19 protein-coding genes are annotated in these 19,968 nt (G+C 63.8%); 15 read left to right on the forward strand and 4 right to left on the reverse strand.

Features of this window, described 5'->3' with window-relative positions; all coding sequences use genetic code 11:
* Positions 1-54 precede the first annotated feature (54 nt).
* A complete protein-coding gene (ydcS, locus tag HU750_RS01345) occupies positions 55-1,206 on the reverse strand; it encodes a putative ABC transporter substrate-binding protein YdcS (RefSeq protein WP_186675881.1) in 1,152 nt (383 codons plus the stop codon).
* Between the two features lie 217 nt (positions 1,207-1,423).
* On the opposite strand from ydcS, the gene HU750_RS01350 reads away from it, so the two are divergent.
* The 15 genes from HU750_RS01350 to HU750_RS01420 all read left to right on the forward strand — a co-directional run bounded on the left by HU750_RS01350 (position 1,424) and on the right by HU750_RS01420 (position 17,665).
* Positions 1,424-2,122: a tellurite resistance TerB family protein gene (locus HU750_RS01350; RefSeq protein WP_186675883.1), complete on the forward strand. Its 699-nt coding sequence runs from the start codon at positions 1,424-1,426 to the stop codon at positions 2,120-2,122.
* A 127-nt stretch (positions 2,123-2,249) separates the two neighbouring features.
* Positions 2,250-3,872 carry a methyl-accepting chemotaxis protein gene (locus HU750_RS01355; RefSeq protein ID WP_186675885.1) on the forward strand — a complete coding sequence of 541 codons (1,623 nt, stop codon included), beginning with the start codon at positions 2,250-2,252 and terminating at the stop codon, positions 3,870-3,872.
* Positions 3,873-3,877: 5 nt separating this feature from the next.
* Positions 3,878-4,396 (forward strand): chemotaxis protein CheW, encoded by a 519-nt coding sequence (locus tag HU750_RS01360; protein WP_186675887.1) that lies wholly within the window; start codon positions 3,878-3,880, stop codon positions 4,394-4,396.
* On the forward strand, positions 4,393-5,667 hold the full coding sequence (locus HU750_RS01365) for a CheR family methyltransferase (RefSeq protein WP_186675890.1): 1,275 nt from the start codon (positions 4,393-4,395) through the stop codon (positions 5,665-5,667). The genes HU750_RS01360 and HU750_RS01365 overlap by 4 nt, the downstream gene beginning before the upstream one ends.
* A complete protein-coding gene (locus HU750_RS01370; protein ID WP_186675893.1) occupies positions 5,664-6,329 on the forward strand; it encodes a chemotaxis protein CheW in 666 nt (221 codons plus the stop codon). Before HU750_RS01365 ends, HU750_RS01370 begins: the two co-directional genes overlap by 4 nt.
* Positions 6,326-8,629, forward strand: coding sequence for a hybrid sensor histidine kinase/response regulator (locus tag HU750_RS01375; protein ID WP_186675895.1), 2,304 nt, complete (start codon positions 6,326-6,328; stop codon positions 8,627-8,629). The genes HU750_RS01370 and HU750_RS01375 overlap by 4 nt, the downstream gene beginning before the upstream one ends.
* A complete protein-coding gene (gene wspF / locus HU750_RS01380) occupies positions 8,626-9,639 on the forward strand; it encodes a Wsp signal transduction system protein-glutamate methylesterase WspF (RefSeq protein WP_027595747.1) in 1,014 nt (337 codons plus the stop codon). The genes HU750_RS01375 and wspF overlap by 4 nt, the downstream gene beginning before the upstream one ends.
* A gap of 51 nt (positions 9,640-9,690) precedes the next feature.
* A complete protein-coding gene (gene wspR / locus HU750_RS01385) occupies positions 9,691-10,695 on the forward strand; it encodes a Wsp signal transduction system regulator diguanylate cyclase WspR (RefSeq protein ID WP_085272729.1) in 1,005 nt (334 codons plus the stop codon).
* A gap of 127 nt (positions 10,696-10,822) precedes the next feature.
* Positions 10,823-11,918 (forward strand): peptide chain release factor 2 gene (gene prfB, locus HU750_RS01390; RefSeq protein WP_097151322.1). Its coding sequence is split into 2 segments (ribosomal slippage): positions 10,823-10,894 and positions 10,896-11,918, totalling 1,095 coding nucleotides; the frame shifts between segments, so codons are not numbered across the junction.
* Between the two features lie 93 nt (positions 11,919-12,011).
* The gene (gene lysS / locus HU750_RS01395; RefSeq protein ID WP_027595750.1) at positions 12,012-13,514 is read left to right on the forward strand and encodes a lysine--tRNA ligase; all 1,503 of its coding nucleotides are present in this window, start codon (positions 12,012-12,014) and stop codon (positions 13,512-13,514) included.
* 200 nt (positions 13,515-13,714) lie between these two features.
* Positions 13,715-14,419, forward strand: coding sequence for a TetR/AcrR family transcriptional regulator (locus HU750_RS01400; RefSeq protein ID WP_027595751.1), 705 nt, complete (start codon positions 13,715-13,717; stop codon positions 14,417-14,419).
* 29 nt (positions 14,420-14,448) lie between these two features.
* Positions 14,449-14,997, forward strand: a complete 549-nt coding sequence (locus tag HU750_RS01405) for a hypothetical protein (protein WP_186675897.1) — start codon at positions 14,449-14,451, stop codon at positions 14,995-14,997.
* Positions 14,998-15,169: 172 nt separating this feature from the next.
* Positions 15,170-16,447: a flavohemoglobin expression-modulating QEGLA motif protein gene (locus tag HU750_RS01410; protein ID WP_027595753.1), complete on the forward strand. Its 1,278-nt coding sequence runs from the start codon at positions 15,170-15,172 to the stop codon at positions 16,445-16,447.
* Positions 16,419-17,342, forward strand: a complete 924-nt coding sequence (locus HU750_RS01415; protein WP_099453106.1) for an alpha/beta hydrolase — start codon at positions 16,419-16,421, stop codon at positions 17,340-17,342. The genes HU750_RS01410 and HU750_RS01415 overlap by 29 nt, the downstream gene beginning before the upstream one ends.
* On the forward strand, positions 17,339-17,665 hold the full coding sequence (locus HU750_RS01420) for a PA3694 family proteiin (protein ID WP_027595755.1): 327 nt from the start codon (positions 17,339-17,341) through the stop codon (positions 17,663-17,665). The genes HU750_RS01415 and HU750_RS01420 overlap by 4 nt, the downstream gene beginning before the upstream one ends.
* A gap of 264 nt (positions 17,666-17,929) precedes the next feature.
* Here HU750_RS01420 and lptF read toward each other — a convergent pair whose 3' ends face one another.
* From lptF to HU750_RS01435, 3 genes are all read right to left on the reverse strand, one after another.
* Positions 17,930-18,718, reverse strand: coding sequence for a lipotoxin F family OmpA-related lipoprotein LptF (gene lptF, locus HU750_RS01425; RefSeq protein WP_085272731.1), 789 nt, complete (start codon positions 18,716-18,718; stop codon positions 17,930-17,932).
* A gap of 50 nt (positions 18,719-18,768) precedes the next feature.
* A complete protein-coding gene (locus HU750_RS01430; protein ID WP_027595759.1) occupies positions 18,769-19,182 on the reverse strand; it encodes a DUF4398 domain-containing protein in 414 nt (137 codons plus the stop codon).
* Between the two features lie 275 nt (positions 19,183-19,457).
* Positions 19,458-19,802, reverse strand: coding sequence for a pilin assembly protein (locus HU750_RS01435; RefSeq protein ID WP_099430867.1), 345 nt, complete (start codon positions 19,800-19,802; stop codon positions 19,458-19,460).
* Positions 19,803-19,968: the final 166 nt, after the last annotated feature.

The raw sequence follows: 19,968 nt of genomic DNA on the forward strand, positions 1-19,968 counted from the left end.
CCCTTGTGGGAGCGGGCTCGTCCCGCGAAGGGGCCGGTGCAGGCTCATTCGACCTTAGCGTCCACCCATGATCGCAATATAATCCTGCGTCCAACGGCTGTACGGCACGAACTTGCCACCCTGGGCCTGCGGGGTCTTCCAGAAGGCGATCTTGTCGAAGTTGTCGAAGCCATTGGTTTTGCACCCTTCGGCGCCCAGCAGTTCGCTGCCGGTGCAGGCTGCAGGCACTGCCGGCAACGAGCCGAACCAGGCAGCCACATCACCTTGCACCTTCGGTTGCAGCGACCAGTCCATCCATTTGTAGGCACAGTTGGGGTGCTTGGCCTCGCTGTGCAGCATGGTGGTGTCGGCCCAGCCCGTGGCGCCTTCTTTCGGAATGGTCGAGGCCACCGGCTGCTTCTCCGCTTTCAGGCCGTTGACCATGTAGCCCCAGGAGCTGGACGCGGCCACGCCTTCGTTCTTCACATCGCTCATCTGCACCGTGGCGTCATGCCAGTAGCGGTGAATCAGCGGCTGTTGCTGGCGCAACAGTTCGAGCACCGCTTTGTACTGGGTCTCGTTCAGTTCGTAGGGGTCCTGGATGCCCAGTTCCGGCTTGGCCGACTTCAGGTACAGCGCCGCATCGGCGATGTAGATCGGCCCGTCGTAGGCTTGCACGCGGCCTTTGTTCGGCTTGCCGTCGGGCAGGTTTTGCGGTTCGAAGACCACGCCCCAGCTGGTCGGCGGCTGCTTGAATACCGTGGTGCTGTACAGCAGCACGTTCGGCCCCCATTGGTACGGGGTGCCGTAGGCTTGCTTGTCGACCACGTACCAGCCGCCGTTTTGCAGGCGCGGGTCGATGTTTTTCCAGTTGGGGATCAGCGCGGTGTTGATCGGCTGTACCCGCTTGCCGGCGATCAGCCGCAGCGACGCGTCGCCCGAGGCGGTGACCAGGTCGTAGCCACCCTTGGTCATCAGGCTGACCATTTCGTCCGAGGTGGCGGCGGTCTTGACGCTGACCTTGCAGCCGGTTTCCTTTTCAAAGCCAGTGACCCAATCGTAGGCCTTGTCGCTTTCACCGCGCTCGATGTAGCCGGGCCAGGCGACGATATCCAGGCGCCCTTCGCCGGCTCCCAGGGCGTTGAGCGGTTCGGCGGCCTGCAGGCTGGCGCTGGCGAACAACGCGCCCGTCATGGCGCCGAGCAATGCGGTCTTGTGCGCTGACATGGTGTTCCCTCTTCTTGGAGATCTGGGTCGGGGCAGTCATCAAGCAAGCAGTGGAGCAATTGTTATAAGCGTAGTGCGATTGCGCGAGGTATTGGCGATATCGAGTCTAGTTGGCTTTTTGCTGGCCAATGCAACATCCGGAAGCAAATCCCCCCGTGGCGATCGCGTGGGCAAGGCTTAATCTGGCCATTCTTTTGCGACGTCTGGAGGTACCTGAATGAACACCCGCGGACTGCTCGACCAACTGCTCAAGGCCGGCCAGCAACTGCTCGAAAAACAGGCCGGCAAAGGCGGCTCAGGCAAGCCCGGCACCAGCGCCGGCGGCCTTGGCGGCCTGCTTTCCGGCGTGGGTGGCGGCGCGTTGGGGGCAGGGGCGCTGGGCCTGTTGCTGGGTAGCAAGAAGGCCCGCAAATATGGCGGCAAAGCCCTGACCTACGGTGGCCTGGCTGCGCTCGGGGTGCTGGCCTACAAGGCCTACGGCAACTGGCAGGCGCGCCAGCCGGGGGCAGGGCAGGCGCCCGAGCCGCAAACCCTCGACCGCCTGCCACCGGCCCAGGCCGAGCAGCACAGCCAGGCGGTGCTGCGCGCACTGGTGGCAGCGGCCAAGTCCGATGGCCATATCGATGAGCGCGAGCGCGCCTTGATCGAAGGTGAGTTCACCCGCCTGGACTCGGACCGCGAACTGCAACACTGGCTGCACGATGAGCTGAACAAACCGCTGGACCCGGCCGAAGTGGCGCGTGCTGCGCAAACACCGGAAATGGCCGCCGAGATGTACCTGGCCAGTGTCATGATGGTCGATCAGGAAAACTTCATGGAGCGCGCCTACCTGGACGAACTCGCCCGGCAGCTGCGCCTGGACCCGGCATTGCGCCAGGAACTGGAGAGCCAGGTGCGGCTCGCCGCAGGCCAATAGCAGGCGACTTGGCTTGTCCATCAGGCAAGGATGCCTGAATACCCGCATTTCAGCCGCAAAAGCGTAGGATGCCTGGGCTATACTTCGGCGATTTTTCCCGCTCGTTGTGAATTCCTGAGGGCTGAATGTGAAGAACTGGACCTTGCGCCAACGGATCCTGGCAAGTTTCGCCGTGATCATCGCCATCATGCTGCTGATGATCGTAGCCGCCTACTCGCGGCTGGTGGCGATCGAAAGTGCCGAGGAGGCAGTGGGGACCGACAGCATCCCCGGGGTCTACTACAGCTCGATGATCCGCAGTGCCTGGGTCGACAGCTACGTCACCAGCCAGCAACTGGTAGGGCTGTCCAACCACCGCGAAATCACCTCGGCGGATATGGAACTGTTCAAGAGCTTCGAGGACCGCCTCAAGCAACACATGGCCAGTTACCAGAACACCATCAAGGACAGCGACGACCAGGCCCGCTTCGACAGCTTCGTGGAGCTGGAACAGAACTACATCAAGATCGTCGGCCAGGTGCTGGACACCTACCGCCAGCACAACTATGCCGAAGCTGAACGGCTTATCATCGAGGTACTCACCCCCACATGGGTTGATGGTCGCAAGCACCTGAACGAAGTCATCGAGAACAACCGAGCTTCGGCCGACGCTGCCACTCAAGATATCGTCAGCGCCGTGAGCACGGCCAAGGGCAGCATGATGGTTTCGCTGCTGCTGGCAATCGTTGCCGCCGGGATCTGCGGGTTGCTACTGATGCGCGCCATCAGCGCCCCCATGCAGCGCATCGTCCACGCCCTCGACAGGCTGCGTTCAGGCGACCTGAGCATGCGCCTGAGCCTGGACCGCAAGGACGAGTTCGGCGCCATCGAAAGCGGCTTCAACGAAATGGCCGAGGCGCTGGCCAACCTGGTGTCCCAGGCCCAGCGGTCATCGGTGCAGGTGACCACCTCGGTGACCGAGATCGCCGCCACGTCCAAGCAGCAGCAGGCTACCGCCACCGAGACTGCCGCGACCACCACCGAAATCGGCGCCACCTCGCGGGAAATCGCCGCCACCTCGCGTGACTTGGTACGCACCATGACCGAGGTCACCTCTGCCGCCGATCAGGCCTCCAGCCTGGCCGGCTCCGGCCAGCAAGGCCTGGCCCGCATGGAAGAAACCATGCACCAGGTGATGGGCGCCGCCGACCTGGTCAATGCCAAGCTCGGCATCCTCAACGAAAAGGCGAGCAACATCACCCAGATGGTGGTGACCATCGTCAAGGTGGCCGACCAGACCAACCTGTTGTCGCTCAATGCCGCCATCGAAGCGGAAAAAGCCGGCGAGTATGGCCGTGGCTTTGCTGTGGTGGCGACCGAGGTACGCCGCCTGGCTGACCAGACGGCCGTGGCCACCTACGACATCGAGCAGATGGTGCGCGAAATCCAGTCGGCGGTGTCGGCCGGGGTCATGGGCATGGACAAGTTCTCTGAAGAAGTGCGCCGCGGCATGTTCGAGGTGCAGCAAGTGGGCGAGCAGCTCAGCCAGATCATCCATCAGGTGCAGGCCCTGGCGCCGCGTGTGCTGATGGTCAACGAGGGCATGCAGGCCCAGGCCACCGGCGCCGAGCAGATCAACCAGGCGTTGGCCCAGCTGAGCGATGCCAGTACCCAGACGGTCGAGTCGCTGCGCCAGGCCAGTTTTGCCATTGACGAGCTCAGCCAGGTGGCAGCAGGCCTGCGTGGCGGCGTGTCGCGCTTCAAAGTCTGACGACCATGAACGACTTGCAACCCCGCGCAGCGCAGGCAAGCGACGCCAAGGGCACGCTGTACCTGCAGTTTCGCATCGCTGACCAGCGGTTTGCCCTGGACGTGCACGAGGTGATCGAGGTGCTGCCGCGTCGGCCGCTCAAGCCGATTGCCCAGGCGCCGTCGTGGGTCGCGGGCATCCTTGCGCACCGCGGCGCACTGGTGCCGGTGGTCGACCTGTCGGCACTGAGCTTTGGCCAGGCGGCGGCGCAACGCACCAGCACGCGGCTGGTGCTGGTGCGTTACCGGGGCGACTTGCAGCTTGGGCTGATCCTTGAACAGGCCACCGAGACCTTGCGTTGCCGCCCCGAAGAATTCCAGCCGTATGGCCTGGACAATGGCGACGCAGCGTACCTCGGGCCTGTGCGCCAGGATGCCCAGGGCTTGGTGCAGCGCATCGCCGTCGATGACCTGCTGACTGATGCCGTGCGCGAGCTGTTGTTCGCCGATGAACGCGGGGCCCCTGCGCCAGGAATGCCGACATGATTGAACAGCGTTTCTTCCGCTATTTGCACGAGCGCATCGGCCTGGACGTGGAGTCGGTAGGCGCGCCGATGGTCGAGCGTGCCTTGCGCCAGCGCTGCAGTGCCGTGAACGCCGTGGACCTGGACGACTACTGGCTGCGCCTGCAGCAGTCGGCGGACGAGCAACAGGCCCTGATCGAGGCGGTCATCGTCCCCGAGACCTGGTTTTTCCGTTACCCGGAATCCTTCACGGCCCTGGTGGGGCTGGCCCACAAGCGCCTGGCAGAACTGGCCGGCGCCCGCCCGGTGCGGCTGCTCAGCCTGCCGTGCTCGACCGGCGAAGAACCTTATTCACTGGCCATGGCGCTGCTCGATGGTGGCATGGGCCCTGGCACGTTCGTGATCGATGGCATCGACATCAGCCCCAATTCGGTGGCCAAGGGTGAGCAGGCCGTTTATGGCCGCAATGCGTTTCGCGGCAGCGACCTGGGGTTTCGCGAGCGCTTTTTCGATGCGCTCGGTGACGGCCATCGCCTGCATGATCGCGTGCGCCAGCAAGTCAGCCTGCAAGTGGGTAATGTGCTGGACCCGGCCCTGGCCAGCCGCGATGGCCTGTACGACTTCGTGTTCTGTCGCAATCTGTTGATTTATTTCGACGTGGCCACCCAGCAGCGCGTGTTCGAGGTGCTCAAGCGCCTGACTCATCCGCAGGGTGTGCTGTTTATCGGGCCTGCCGAAGGCAGCTTGCTGGCGCGGCTGGGCATGCGCCCGCTGGGTATCGCTCAATCGTTCGCCTACGTGCGTCAGGAGGGCGCCGTGGCACCGGCCCGCGCACTACCCGCGCCTCCAGCCAAGCGCGCGCTGCCGCCTTTGCCCCTGCCCGTGTACCCGCCGCCGACGCCGTCATTGGCGCGGCCGTTGCGAGCGCTTCCGTTCACTGCCAAGGCGCCACTGCCGGCAGAACGCAAAGGCGAGAACGAATCCGAACTGCTGGCCAGCATTGCCCGGCATGCCAACGCGGGCGCCAGTGCGCAGGCGCGTGCCGCCTGCCAGCGCTACTTGAGCCAGTTCGCTCCGACGGCGCAGGTTTACTACTGGCTGGGCTTGCTCAGTGATACCGAAGGCGACGCCGGCCAGGCGCTTACCCACTATCGCAAGGCCCTGTACCTGGAGCCGCAGCACCCCGAAGCCTTGGTGCACCTGGCGGCCTTGCTCGCGGCCCAGGGCGACCTGGCAGGCGCTCAGCGTTTGCAGGCGCGTGCTGCACGGGCGGGACGGGAGCCTGAACGATGAGGGGTGAATCCGCGATGCAACTGCTTGCGCAGGCCGACGAGCGCATCGACGACTGCTGGAACCGCATCGGCGTGCACGGTGACAAACAGTGCCCGCTGCTGGAGCGGCATATTCATTGCCGCAACTGTGACGTGTATGCCGCGGCCGCCACGCGCCTGCTCGACCGTTATGCCCTGCTGCAGGATGACCAGGCCGCAGTTGCGCCAGCGGCCGAGGAATCGGTTGGCCGTTCCATGCTGCTGTTCAGGCTCGGCGAAGAATGGCTGGCCTTGGCCACCGCCTGCCTGGCTGAAATCGCCCCCTTGCAGGCGGTGCATTCGCTGCCGCACCAGCGTTCCCGAATGCTGCAGGGCGTCGCCAACGTGCGCGGTGCCTTGGTGCCGTGCCTGTCGCTGGCGGACTTGCTGGGTGTGCAGCCGGCTGCTGGGCAGCAACGCAGCGGCCGCGAGATGCCGCGCATGCTGATCCTGGCTGCCGAAGGGGGACCGGTGGTGATGGCGGTCGAGGAAATCGACGGCATTCACCGGCTTGACCCGTCGCTGCTGGGCAGTGGCCAGGACGTTACCCACTTTACGGCGGCGGTGCTGCAGTGGCGCGGCCGCAGTGTGCGGGTGCTGGACGATCAACACTTACTGTCTGCGGTGCAGCGGAGCCTGTCATGACCCCAGAGCAAATGCGCGACGCATCGTTGCTCGAGCTGTTCAGCCTGGAAGCCGAGGCGCAGACCCAGGTACTCAGCGCCGGCCTGATGGCGCTGGAGCGCAACCCCACCCAGGCCGACCAACTGGAAGCCTGCATGCGCGCGGCCCACTCCCTGAAAGGGGCCGCACGTATTGTCGGGGTCGATGCTGGCGTGAGCGTGGCCCACGTGATGGAAGACTGCCTGGTGGCGGCGCAGGAAGGCCGCTTGCGGTTGAGCGCCGAGCATATCGATGCGCTGCTGCAGGGGACCGACCTGTTGATGCGCATCGCCACGCCGGGCGACGCGGGCGCCCAAGCGACACTGCCGGTGTTCCTTGCGCAGATGGCCAGCTTGCTGGACCCGGGCGCGGCGCCGGGGGCGGTGCCAATGGCGATGGCCATGCGGTCGCCGACAGCGCCCGTGCCAACCCTGCCTGTCGAGCCCTTGCCGATGGCCCCCGAGCCCATGGAAGTGGACGTCGAGCTTGAGCCCGCGCCACGGCGCAAGGCCGGTAAACGCGCCGGCGAAGGCGCTGAGCGGGTGCTGCGGGTCACGGCCGACCGCCTCAACAGCTTGCTCGACCTGTCCAGCAAGTCGCTGGTCGAGACCCAGCGGCTCAAGCCTTACCTGGCCACCCTGCAGCGCCTCAAGCGCATGCATGGCCAAGGCATGCAGGCACTCGATGGTTTGCGCATGCAACTGGAGGACAGTGGCCAGAGCAGCGAGGTGCTCGAAGCCCTGGCCCAGACCCAGCGCTTGTTGGTCGAGACCCAGCAGATTCTGCAGCAGCAGGCCGCCGACCTCGACGAGTTCGGCTGGCAGGCCAGCCAGCGTGCGCAATTGCTCTATGACACGGCGCTGGCCTGCCGGATGCGGCCCTTTGCCGACGTTCTGGCCGGGCAGAGCCGCATGGTCCGTGACCTTGGGCGGTCTCTGGGCAAGCCGGTTCGCTTGGTCATCGAAGGCGAAAAAACCCAAGTCGACCGCGATGTGCTGGAAAAGCTCGAAGCGCCGCTGACCCACCTGCTGCGCAATGCGGTCGACCATGGTATCGAACTGCCAGAGCGGCGCCTGCTGGCAGGCAAGGCGCAGGAGGGCGTGATTCGCCTGCGTGCCTCGCACCAGGCCGGCATGCTCAGCCTCGAGCTGATTGACGATGGCGCCGGCATCGACCTGGAGCGCCTGCGCAGCGCCATCGTCGAACGGGCCATGTCGCCGGCCGACACCGTGGCGCGGATGAGCGAGGCCGAGCTGATCACGTTCCTGTTCTTGCCCGGCTTCAGCTTGCGCGACAAGGTGACCGAGGTGTCGGGGCGCGGGGTTGGCCTGGACGCCGTGCAACACATGATCCGCGAGCTGCGCGGGTCGATCGAATTGACCCAGCTGGCCGGTCAGGGCTGCCGCTTCCACCTGCAGGTGCCGCTGACGCTGTCGGTGGTGCGCAGCCTGGTGGTGGAAGTGGGCGGCGAAGCGTATGCCTTCCCGCTCGCGCACATCGAACGTACGCTCGAGGTGACTGCCGAGCAGATCGTGCAGATCGAAGGGCGTCAGCATTTTTGGCATGAAGGGCGGCACATCGGCCTGGTGGCGGCCAGCCAGTTGCTCAATCGCCCGGCAGGGCAGGCCGATGAAAGCAGCCTGCGGGTGGTGGTGATTCGAGAGCGCGAGCAACTCTACGGGGTAGCCGTAGAACGCTTGATCGGGGAGCGGGTGCTGGTGGTGATGCCCCTCGATCCGCGCCTGGGCAAGGTCCAGGACATCTCCTCCGGGGCGTTGCTCGACGATGGCTCGGTGGTGCTGATCGTCGACGTCGAAGACCTGCTGCGCTCGGTGGAAAAACTGCTCAGTACCGGCAGCCTGGAGCGCATCGAGCGGGGCAACAGTGGCACCCGCGGCCTGGCGCGCAAACGCATCCTGGTGGTCGACGACTCGCTCACCGTGCGCGAACTGCAGCGCAAACTGTTGGGTAACCGCGGTTACGAAGTGGCCGTGGCGGTGGATGGCATGGACGGCTGGAATGCCCTGCGCGGCGAAGACTTCGACTTGCTGATCACCGACATCGATATGCCGCGCATGGATGGCATCGAGCTGGTCACTCTGGTGCGCCGGGACCAGCGCCTGCAATCGTTGCCGGTGATGGTGGTGTCGTACAAGGACCGTGAGGAAGACCGGCGGCGTGGTCTGGACGCTGGCGCCGACTACTATTTGGCAAAGGCCAGTTTCCACGACGATGCGTTGCTGGATGCTGTGGTGGAGCTGATTGGAGGTGCTCAGGGATGAAGATCGCCATCGTCAACGATATGCCCATGGCGGTGGAGGCGTTGCGCCGTGCGCTGGCCTTCGAGCCCGCGCACCAGGTGATCTGGGTGGCGGGCAACGGCGCCGAGGCGGTGCAGCGGTGCGCCGAGCAGCAGCCAGACCTGATCCTCATGGACTTGATCATGCCGGTGATGGATGGGGTAGAGGCGACGCGGCGGATCATGGCCGAGACCCCCTGCGCCATCGTCATCGTCACGGTCGACCGCAAGCAGAACGTGCACCGGGTGTTCGAGGCCATGGGCCATGGCGCCCTGGATGTGGTCGATACCCCGGCCCTGGGCGCGGGCGATGCCCGTGAGGCAGCGGCGCCACTGCTGCGCAAGATCCTCAACATCGGCTGGCTGATAGGCCAGCAGCGCACGCCGGCCGCGCGCCCGGTTGCCACGCCATTGCGCGAGGCATCCCAGCGTCGTGGCTTGGTGGCAATCGGTTCGTCGGCCGGCGGCCCGGCCGCCCTCGAGGTGCTGCTCAAGGGCCTGCCGCCGGCATTCCCGGCGGCCATCGTGCTGGTCCAGCACGTCGACCAGGTTTTCGCCGCAGGCATGGCCGAATGGCTCAGCAGCGCTGCCGGCCTGCCGGTGCGCCTGGCCCGCGAGGGCGAGCCGCCGCAGCCGGGGCAAGTCCTGCTGGCGGGCACCAACCACCATATCCGCCTGCTGCAAAATGGTCAGCTGGCCTACACTGCCGAACCCGTCAACGAAATCTACCGGCCTTCGATCGATGTGTTCTTCGAGAGCGTGGCACGCTACTGGAGCGGCGATGCGGTGGGTGTGCTGCTCACCGGCATGGGCCGCGACGGTGCCCAGGGCCTCAAACAGATGCGCCAGCAGGGCTTTCTGACCATCGCTCAGGACCAGGCCAGCAGTGCCGTATACGGCATGCCCAAGGCCGCCGCGGCGATTGACGCGGCGGTGGAAATCCGCCCGCTGGAGCGAATCGCCGGGCGATTGATGGAATTCTTCGCAAAATGACGATATGTATTGAATCACGCCGCCTGGTCGGCGGTGATCAGGTGAATAGGCATGAATGATCTACCGATCGAAGGTTTCGCGACCACCAACGAGAACTCGGCGATGGTGCTGTTGGTCGACGATCAGGCAATGATCGGCGAGGCGGTGCGTCGTGGCCTGGCCCATGAAGACAACATCGACTTCCATTTCTGCGCCGACCCGCACCAGGCGGTGTCCCAGGCCATGCGCATCAAACCGACGGTGATCCTGCAGGACCTGATCATGCCGGGCCTGGATGGGCTGACGCTGGTGCGTGAGTACCGCAACAACCCGGCTACCCAGGATATCCCGATCATCGTCCTGTCGACCAAGGAAGACCCGCTGGTGAAGAGCGCGGCGTTCGCTGCCGGGGCCAACGACTACCTGGTCAAGTTGCCGGACAACATCGAACTGGTGGCGCGCATTCGCTACCACTCGCGTTCCTACCTGACGTTGCTCCAGCGTGACGAGGCGTACCGTGCCCTGCGGGTCAGCCAGCAGCAGTTGCTCGATTCCAACCTGATGCTGCAACGGTTGATGAACTCCGATGGCCTGACCGGGCTGTCCAACCGGCGTCACTTCGACGAATACCTGGAGCTGGAATGGCGCCGGGCCATGCGTGAGCAGCAGCAGTTGTCGTTGTTGATGATCGATGTCGACTACTTCAAGGCCTACAACGACAGTTTCGGGCATTTGGCGGGTGATGAGGCGTTGCGCCAAGTGGCCGAGGCGATCCGCGGCTCGTGCTCGCGGCCGACGGATCTGCCGGCGCGTTATGGGGGCGAGGAGTTTGCCCTGGTGTTGCCCAATACGTCCCCAGGCGGGGCGCGGCTGATTGCCGAGAAACTGCGCCAGACGGTGTTGGCGCTGGGCATTCCGCACACGGCGCCAGCGGCGGATTCGCGGTTGACGGTGAGCATTGGCCTGGCGACCCAGACACCGGCGGTGGGCGGGCATTGCCGGCAGTTGATTTCGGCGGCCGACAAGGGGCTGTACCTGGCCAAGAATGGGGGGCGTAACCAGGTGGGTATCGCTTGAGGTTGCGGCTGCGGCGTAGTGCTTCGTAGTGCCGGGTGCAGGGTACCGCCCGGCGGGTCTGCCGCCATGCGTTGGACTCGGTTATACTCGCAGGCTTTTCACCGAATTCGCACGAGAGCCGTCGCCCATGGAAATCCAACCGATCCTGAACACCATCAAGGACCTCACCGAGCGTTCCCAGTCAATTCGGGGGTATCTTTGACTACGATCAAAAGCATGACCGCCTGATCGAAGTCAACCGCGAGCTGGAAGACCCGGCCGTCTGGAACAAGCCTGAGTATGCCCAGGCCCTGGGCCGCGAACGTGCCATGCTGGTACAGGTCGTCGAGACGTTGGACAAGATGGCCAACGGCCTGGCCGACTGCAAGGACCTGCTCGACATGGCCGTCGAGGAAGAGGACGAAAGCGCCGTCGGCGACGTCGTGACCGAGCTGGAAGGCCTGGAAGAAAAACTGGCCCAGCTTGAGTTCCGTCGCATGTTCAGCGGCGAGATGGACATGAACAACGCCTACCTGGACATCCAGGCCGGCTCCGGCGGTACCGAAGCGCAGGACTGGGCCAACATCCTGCTGCGCATGTACCTGCGCTGGGCCGACAAGCGTGGTTTCGACGCCACCATCATCGAGCTCTCCGAAGGTGAAGTCGCCGGCATCAAGGGCGCCACCGTGCACATCAAGGGCGAATATGCCTTCGGCTGGTTGCGCACCGAAATCGGCGTGCACCGCCTGGTTCGTAAAAGCCCGTTCGACTCCGGCGCCCGTCGCCACACCTCGTTCTCGGCGGTGTTCGTGTCGCCCGAGATCGACGACAAGGTCGAAATCGACATCAACCCGTCCGACCTGCGCGTCGACACCTACCGCTCTTCGGGCGCTGGTGGTCAGCACGTAAACACCACCGACTCCGCGGTGCGTATTACCCACGTGCCGACCAACACCGTGGTGGCCTGCCAGAACGAACGTTCCCAGCACGCCAACAAAGACACCGCCATGAAAATGCTGCGGGCCAAGTTGTACGAGCTGGAGATGCAGAAGCGCAACGCCGCTTCCCAGGCGCTGGAAGACAGCAAGTCGGACATCGGTTGGGGCCACCAGATCCGCTCCTACGTACTGGATGACTCGCGCATCAAGGACTTGCGGACCGGCGTTGAGCGCAGCGACTGCCAGAAGGTGCTGGACGGCGACCTCGACCAGTACCTGGAAGCGAGCCTCAAGCAAGGGCTGTAAGCCGCACACCACTGCCGCGATGCCTGGCTACCCGCCGGCATCGCGTGCCCTGCCCGAAAAGGGCAACGAATACCTGATGGAAAGAATGACGACATGAGCGACCTCAATAGCGCACCGCAAGACCTGCAACAGGAAGAAAACGCCCTGATCGCCCTGCGCAAGGAAAAACTTGCCGCAGAGCGCGCCAAGGGCAATGCCTTCCCCAATGACTTCCGTCGCGACAGCTACTGCAACGACCTGCAGAAGCAGTATGCCGACAAGACCAAGGAAGAACTGGAAGCTGCAGCGATTCCGGTCAAGGTTGCCGGGCGCATCATGCTCAACCGTGGCTCGTTCATGGTCATCCAGGACATGACTGGCCGCATCCAGGTTTACGTCAACCGCAAGACCCTGCCGGAAGAAACCCTGGCCGCCGTCAAGACCTGGGACCTGGGCGACATCATCAGCGCCGAGGGCACGCTGGCCCGCTCCGGCAAAGGTGACCTGTACGTCGAGATGACCAACGTGCGCCTGCTGACCAAGTCGCTGCGCCCGCTGCCCGACAAGCACCATGGCCTGACCGACACCGAGCAGCGCTACCGTCAGCGTTACGTCGACCTGATGGTCAACGAAGAAACCCGCCACACCTTCCGTGTTCGCTCCCAGGTGATTTCGCACATCCGCAAGTTCCTGATCGAGCGCGACTTCCTCGAAGTCGAGACGCCGATGCTGCAGACCATCCCAGGCGGCGCCGCGGCCAAGCCGTTCGAAACCCACCACAACGCCCTGGACATGGCCATGTTCCTGCGCATTGCGCCGGAGCTGTACCTCAAGCGTCTGGTAGTCGGTGGTTTCGAGAAAGTCTTCGAGATCAACCGTAACTTCCGTAACGAAGGCGTTTCGACCCGGCACAACCCCGAGTTCACCATGCTCGAGTTCTACCAGGCCTACGCTGACTACACCGACAACATGGACCTCACCGAAGAGCTGTTCCGCGAGCTGGCGCAGCTGGTGCTGGGCAGCACCGACGTGCCGTACGGCGACAAGGTGTTCCACTTCGGCGAGCCGTTCGTGCGCCTGTCGGTGTTCGACTCGATCCTCAAGTACAACCCTGAGCTGACCGCTGCCGACCTGCAAGACGTCGACCGTGCCCGTGACATCGCCAAAAAGGCCGGTGCCAAGGTGCTGGGCCACGAAGGCCTGGGCAAGCTGCAAGTGATGATTTTCGAAGAGTTGGTCGAGCACAAGCTGGAGCAGCCGCACTTCATCACCGAGTACCCGTTCGAAGTGTCGCCGCTGGCCCGTCGCAACGACGACAACCCGGCCGTGACCGACCGCTTCGAGCTGTTCATCGGTGGCCGCGAAATCGCCAACGCCTACTCCGAGCTGAACGATGCCGAAGACCAGGCTGAGCGCTTCCTGGCCCAGGTGGCCGAGAAGGATGCTGGTGACGACGAAGCCATGCACTACGATGCCGACTTCGTCCGCGCCCTGGAATACGGCATGCCGCCAACCGCCGGTGAAGGCATCGGCATCGACCGCCTGGTGATGCTGCTGACCAACTCGCCGTCGATTCGCGATGTGATCCTGTTCCCACATATGCGTCCGCAGGCCTGAGTGATCTGAGAAAGCCGCCTCTAGGGGCGGCTTTTTCTTGCCTGAAGCCTTATGTTGTCTGCACCGGCCCCTTCGCGGGCAAGCCCGCTCCCACAGGTATTGCACTGCCCTCAGGCGCGATACCTGTGGGAGCGGGCTTGCCCGCGAAGGGGCCGGTACAGCCAACACACCGTCCGTGAGGTAACCCCGTGACCCCCGCAATCGCCGAGCAAGGCGCCGCCGGCATCGCCACCGCCGTCGCCGAAAGTGTGCAGTACCAGGGCCGCAAGACCGCCCGCCAAGGCAGCGAGCAGCGCCGCCAGCTGATCCTCGACGCCGCCATGCGCATCGTCGTGCGCGATGGTGTGCGCGGTGTGCGCCACCGTGCCGTGGCCGCCGAGGCGGGTGTGCCATTGTCGGCCACCACCTATTACTTCAAGGACATCGAGGACCTGCTCACCGATACCTTCGCCCAGTACGTCGAGCGCAGCGCCGCCTACATGGCCAAGCTCTGGGCCAACACCGAGGTGGTGCTGCGCCAGATGCTCGCCCAGGGCGATGGCAGCCCGCAGGCGCGAGCGCGGCTGGCCGACGAAGTGGCAAGCATGACCGCTGACTATGTGTCGCGTCAGTTGCTCAACCGGCGCGACTTTCTGATGGCCGAGCAGGCCTTCCGCCAGGAGGCACTGCTGTGCCCGCGTTTGGCCGAGCTGGTGTGCGCCCACGACCAGATTCTGCTGCACGGCACCCGGCAATTGCTGCAGGTGGTCGGCTCACGGCAACCGGAACAAGACGCCCAAATGTTGACGGCGATTATCGAGCAGATGGAATATCAGGGCCTGCTCAAGGATGCGAACGCGCAAGCCGATGGGCAGATGCTCGCTATGCTTACCCGTTACCTGCACCTGGTGTTGGCATCGGCCTGAGCTGAGACCTTATTTTCAAGGAGAACCTGATGAAAGCCTGGCGTGTGGTGCTGTTGACGCTGTCATTCCTGCTGCAGGGCGGTTGTCTGGTGACCTTCCATGAGCCCTTGCCGAGCAACCAGGCCGCACCCAAGGCCCTGCTCGGCAAGTGGAGCAGCAAGGACGCCTGGGGTGAACCGCTGAAGCTGTCGATCAGCCGCAGTGGCGGCGATGCCTACAAGGCGGTGGCCACGGCCAAGGGCAAAGCCCCCGAAGAGTACGTCTTCACCGTCTCGCGCCACGGCAACCGCTGGTACCTCTCGGCCGGCGTGCCCAAGCGCCTGGGTGGCAATTTCCTGATTGGCGGTTTTGAAGTCGTCGATGGCAAGGAACTGGTGGTGTACAACCTCGATGTCGAGCAGGTGCAGCAGGCCGTGAAAAACAAAGAGCTGACCGGGCGCAACACCGAAGTGCCGGAAGACAACGGCGAGGGCGTGCTCATCGACAGCCCCTCGGCGCGGGTGCTGGCCTACCTGGACGACCCAGCCAACTCCGACCTGTTCGTTGAGGTGGCACGCTTCCAGCGCTCCGGCAAGTAATGACCTCTGCCGTCCTTTTCAGGGTGTGAAACTGCAATGTGATCCCGGTAGGAGCAGCCTTGTGCTGCGAAAGGGCCGGTGAGACAACAGATATTTGTTGCCGATAAAGGCCTCTTCGCAGCACAAGGCTGCTCCTACAGGGACCGAGGCCGAGGCAGATAAGGAGTCCCCGGTGGACGAGTACCAGCAGACCATACGCGCGCTGTCAGACCGCATCGTTGCGGCGCAGACCCCCATCCGCGTACTCGATGCGGTGAAATGGGACGACAACATCCGCCACGGCTTCCTCAAGGCCAAGGGCAAAGAGCCACCTGCGGTAGACCGCGCCTATTACCAGTCGCGGCCGCTGTCGTTCGACTCCAGCGCGGTCAAGGCCGAATTCCAGAACATCGAACGTGACATCACTCGCCGGCTCGGGCAGTTCAACCCGGTCGGGCAGATCATGCGGCGCATGTGCAAGGAATACCGCATGGTGGTACGCATGCTCGAGGCGCGCGGCACCGAGGACTTCGGGCTGATCTCGCAGGAGCTGTACGGGGCGGCGTCCGACGCCTTCCACGCCGGTGACCCAACCCTGGCCGACCTGGGCCTGATGCTGTCGGACTACCTGAACAACATCGATGGCCGCGGCGACCTCAAGGACGAGCCAAAGAACCTCACCGCCAAAGAGGCCGTGGACATCCTCCAGCGCCGCCTGAACAAGGTGTTCGGCGAGGCCGAGGAAACCATCCGCGTGTTCGAATCCGACGGTATCGTCGCCGATGCGGCGGCCGGTGCCGACTACATCAAGGTACGTGCCGATGCCATGTTCAACAGCCGCGACGTGCGTGCGCTGGAGGTGCATGAAGGCCTGGTGCATGTGGGGACCACGCTGAACGGCCTGAACCAGCCGATCTGCACCTTCCTGGCCAAGGGCCCACCCTCATCGACGGTGACCCAGGAGGGGCTGGCGATCCTCATGGAGGTGATTGCCTTCGCCTCTTACCCCAGCCGGCTGCGCAAGCTCACCAACCGTACACGCGCCATCCACATGGTCGAGGAGGGCGCCGACTTCCTCCAGGTGTTCGAATTTTTCCGAGCCCAGGGCTTTGAAATGGCGCAGAGCTACAGCAATGCCAGCCGAGTGTTCCGCGGCTCGGTGCCCAATGGCTTGCCATTCACCAAGGACTTGTCCTACCTCAAGGGCTTCATCATGGTTTACAACTACATTCAGTTGGCCGTGAAGAAGGGCAAGCTTGAGCAGATCCCGCTGCTGTTCTGCGGCAAGACCACGCTGGAAGACATGCGCACCTTGCGCCAACTGGTCGAGGAGGGGCTGGTCGAACCGCCCAAGTACTTGCCCGAACAGTTCCGTGACCTCAACGCACTGTCGGCCTGGATGTGCTTCTCCAACTTCCTCAACCACCTGAGCCTGGATCGCATTGAAGCCGACTACGCGAACATTCTCTGAACGCTGCCGCCTGCTGGCCCTTGGCGTGCTCCTGTTGGGCCTGAGCGGTTGCAGCAGCCTGCTGTTCTACCCCGAGCGCGGCCAACCGTTCACCCCGGAGCGGGCCAAGCTCGACTACCGTGACGTCACCTTGACCACTTCGGATGGCGTACGCCTGCATGGTTGGTGGCTACCGGCCAAGGCCGGGGTCGAGGTCAAGGGCACCGTGTTGCACCTGCACGGCAACGGCGGCAACCTGGCCGGCCATCTGGGCGGCAGCTACTGGCTGCCGGAGCAGGGCTACCAGGTGCTGATGGTCGATTACCGGGGCTATGGGTTGTCCCAGGGCAAACCGAGTTTGCCCGAGGTCTATGAAGACCTCGCGGCGGCCATGGCCTGGCTGGACAAGGCGCCCGAGGTCAAGGGCAAGCCGGTGGTGCTGCTGGGGCAGAGCCTGGGCGGCGCCATGGCCATTCATTACCTGGCGGCCCACCCTGAGCAGCGCCAGCGCTTCAGCGCGCTGGTGTTCGATGGTGTGCCAGCCAGCTACCGTGCGGTCGGGCGGTTTGCCTTGAGCACTTCATGGATGACCTGGCCGCTGCAGGTGCCGCTGTCGTGGCTGGTGCCGGACGGCGACAGCGCGATCCGTTCGATCGAGCGCCTGGACAGCCCGCCGAAGCTGTTCTTCCACAGCATCGACGACCACCTGGTGCCGCTGGACAACGGCATCCGCCTGTACCAGCACGCGCCGCCGCCGCGGGTGCTGCAGTTGACCCGAGGGGGCCATGTACAGACCTTCGCCGACCCGGTATGGCGCCAGGTGATGCTGCGCTTCCTCGACGACCCGAGTCATTTCAACGGCCTGCGGCGGCTTGCCGAAGTGCCCAATTACCCTGACGAGAAGAACAAGCAATGAGTGAAGAACGCAACGCCATCCCGCTGATCCTGACCGGCGTCGGCAGCATCATCGTGACGGTGGGGGCTTTGTGGTACTACGGTTACCTGCATTTCGCCAAGCCTGAAGATGCCCTGTTGCTGCAGGATTTCACCATGCTCAAGACCCTGCCGGGCGAAGACTACAAAGCCTCCCTCGACCCTGCACCCCAGGTGGCCCAGTGCGTGGACGGTGTGCTGGTGTTGTTCGATACCCAACAGAAAGGCCTGACCGGCGTGTTGGTCGATAACCGCAAACGTGCGGTGCGCTGCATGGGGGAAGAGACGCCGCAGCAGGTGCAGTGAGGGTATATGGCTGGAGGGCTATGCCATGCACCTCTCGCCCAATAAAAAGCCTTAAGAATGCCGGGGCCGCTCTGCGGCCCATCGCGGCACAAGGCCGCTCCCACACCGACCGCGTTATGCCCCTATTTACAGAGCATGCGCGAACATTGTGGGAGCGGCCTTGTGCCGCGATGGGCCGCAAAGCGGCCCCAATACAGGCGATGGATAACGTAAGTGAATAGCATTCCGCTTAGACAGCGGGGCTTTTCGTCCTACCTGCCAGCCTTACTGCGCCTGGCTCACCGAACGCGGTGCAACCGGCTGGTTGTCATTGGAGATGGTCACCTCCACGCGACGGTTCTGCGCACGGCCCGAGTTGCTGCCGTTGTCAGCCACCGGGTACTCCTTGCCGTAACCCTGGGCGACGATTCGCGCTGGGTCTACGCCAGCACGGATCAGCGCCATGCGCACGGCGCCGGCGCGACGCTCGGAGAGGCTCTGGTTGTAGTTGGCCGAGCCGACGCTGTCGGTGTAGCCCTCTACGATGACCTTGCGTTCCGGGTTCTCTTGGAGGAACTGGGCCAGCTTGGTCACGTTGGGGTAGGCATTGCTCTTGAGTACGGCCTTGTTGAAGTCGAACAGCACGTCGCCGAAGGTGACCAGCGTACCGCGGTCGGTCTGCTTGGCATTCAGGCTGTCCTGCAGCTTGGCGATTTGCGCGTCGCGGGCATCCAGCTTGGCCTGGGCGCGCTGGGCGGAGGCGTTTTTCAGTTCGCCTTCAGCCGTACGCAGGGCAATGGTCTGCTTGGCGACTTCGACACGCTGGTTGGTCAGGTAGGCGAGCTGGTCGACCTTTTTCTGGTCCTCGCGGTCCATGTAGGCCTTGTCAGCTTTGTTCAGCCAATCCTGAGCATCTTTGGTTTCCAGCGCCGCGACTTTGCTCGCCTGCGGGTCGCTTTGCAGCGCAGAGAAGTTGGTGCGGGCCGATTCAAGGTTGGCGTTCGGGTCGTGCGAGCAGGCTGCAAGACCGACGCTCAGGGCCAGCAGGGCGGGAATCATGACGTGTTTGCGCATAGTGTTCATCCTTTGATCGAGTGCGAAGGCTAAGGGTGGCGGGGCAGGGCTCACTGAGCGCTGCGCAGGCCTTCCTCACGTACGTCCTGAACGCCCTGGCGGGCATCCTGCACGGCCTTCTGGGCCTTGGCCGCCTGAGCCTTGCGTTCGGCGAGGCGGGCGTCCCATTCGGCTTGTTCGGCCAGACGCTTGGCGTCGTCGTACTTTTTGTCGTGCATGGCGATTTCGGCTTGCTTGAACTTGTCCTGCGCCGCTTTCATTTCCACCGCGGCGAACTCGGTGCCGCCGGCACTGACCGCAGAGTTCACGGCAGACTGGGTAACGGCATACTGCTCGGTGGGCGGGTTGCCCGCACAGCCGGCCAGGACCAGGCTACTGCCCAGGGCCAGCGCGGCCAGCTTGAACCCGCGCACATGAGTGGATGACGGTTTGAAAGTGCGGGTCTTCATGGTGGTCAGCTCCATTGGATCACTCCTGATAACGACGATGTCCGTAGCAGTCCATCGCTGAATCCCTGACAGTTACCGTGCGCTTCAGCTGAACGGTGCACGAGGGCAGTGTGCAGGGTTTTAGCGTGATGGCTATTTGCTCGGACTCGGCCGTTTTTCGATTAGTTCAGAAAAAAATCCCGTAATCGGGCAAAGTTTTCTGACTGATTGGTCAGTGAGTTTTGTGCGGAACTTTCACGCTCAGGCGGGGTATTCCGGGCCTTGCAGGCCCGGAACAGTGTGCATCGTGGCTATTTTTCGCTGTCGTCAGCGGTGCTGCTCAGCTCATGCAAGTGGTGCCGGGACAACGACAGAAAACGCGGGGTAGGGCCGACATCTTCGAACAAAGGGTCGCCTTCTTCATCGGTGGCGATCACTTGGCTCCCCTTTACATAGGGGAAGCTGGCCTCGATTTCCTCGAGGGCCGCCGCCACCAATTCGCCGAGCAGTTCTTCGGCGGTGCGCTTGGGGTACATGTCGATCAGCGCGGCCAGGCGCGCCTCGGACTCCAGGTCCAGATGCAGCACATGGCCGGTACGGCTGAGGGTGCCTGCGGCATTCTGTTCCCAGTGCTGGGCGAGTTCACGGATTTTCATGATGACCTCTGTCAACGCCTCGAAAGGCTGCATTGCATCGGAGTGCTCTGCTTGCACTTTAGTTTGCTTTGCCGATCACGGCTTGCCCTTAGGCTTGCTATCGGCGCGCGGCTGGGGGCACTCTTGGCCCAGTGCTGTTTCCTGAACGAGTGCGCCAAGGCTGCGC

Origin of the sequence: Pseudomonas sp. SWRI50, assembly GCF_014269095.1 — a bacterium.
Classification (GTDB): Bacteria; Pseudomonadota; Gammaproteobacteria; order Pseudomonadales; family Pseudomonadaceae; genus Aquipseudomonas; species Aquipseudomonas kermanshahensis.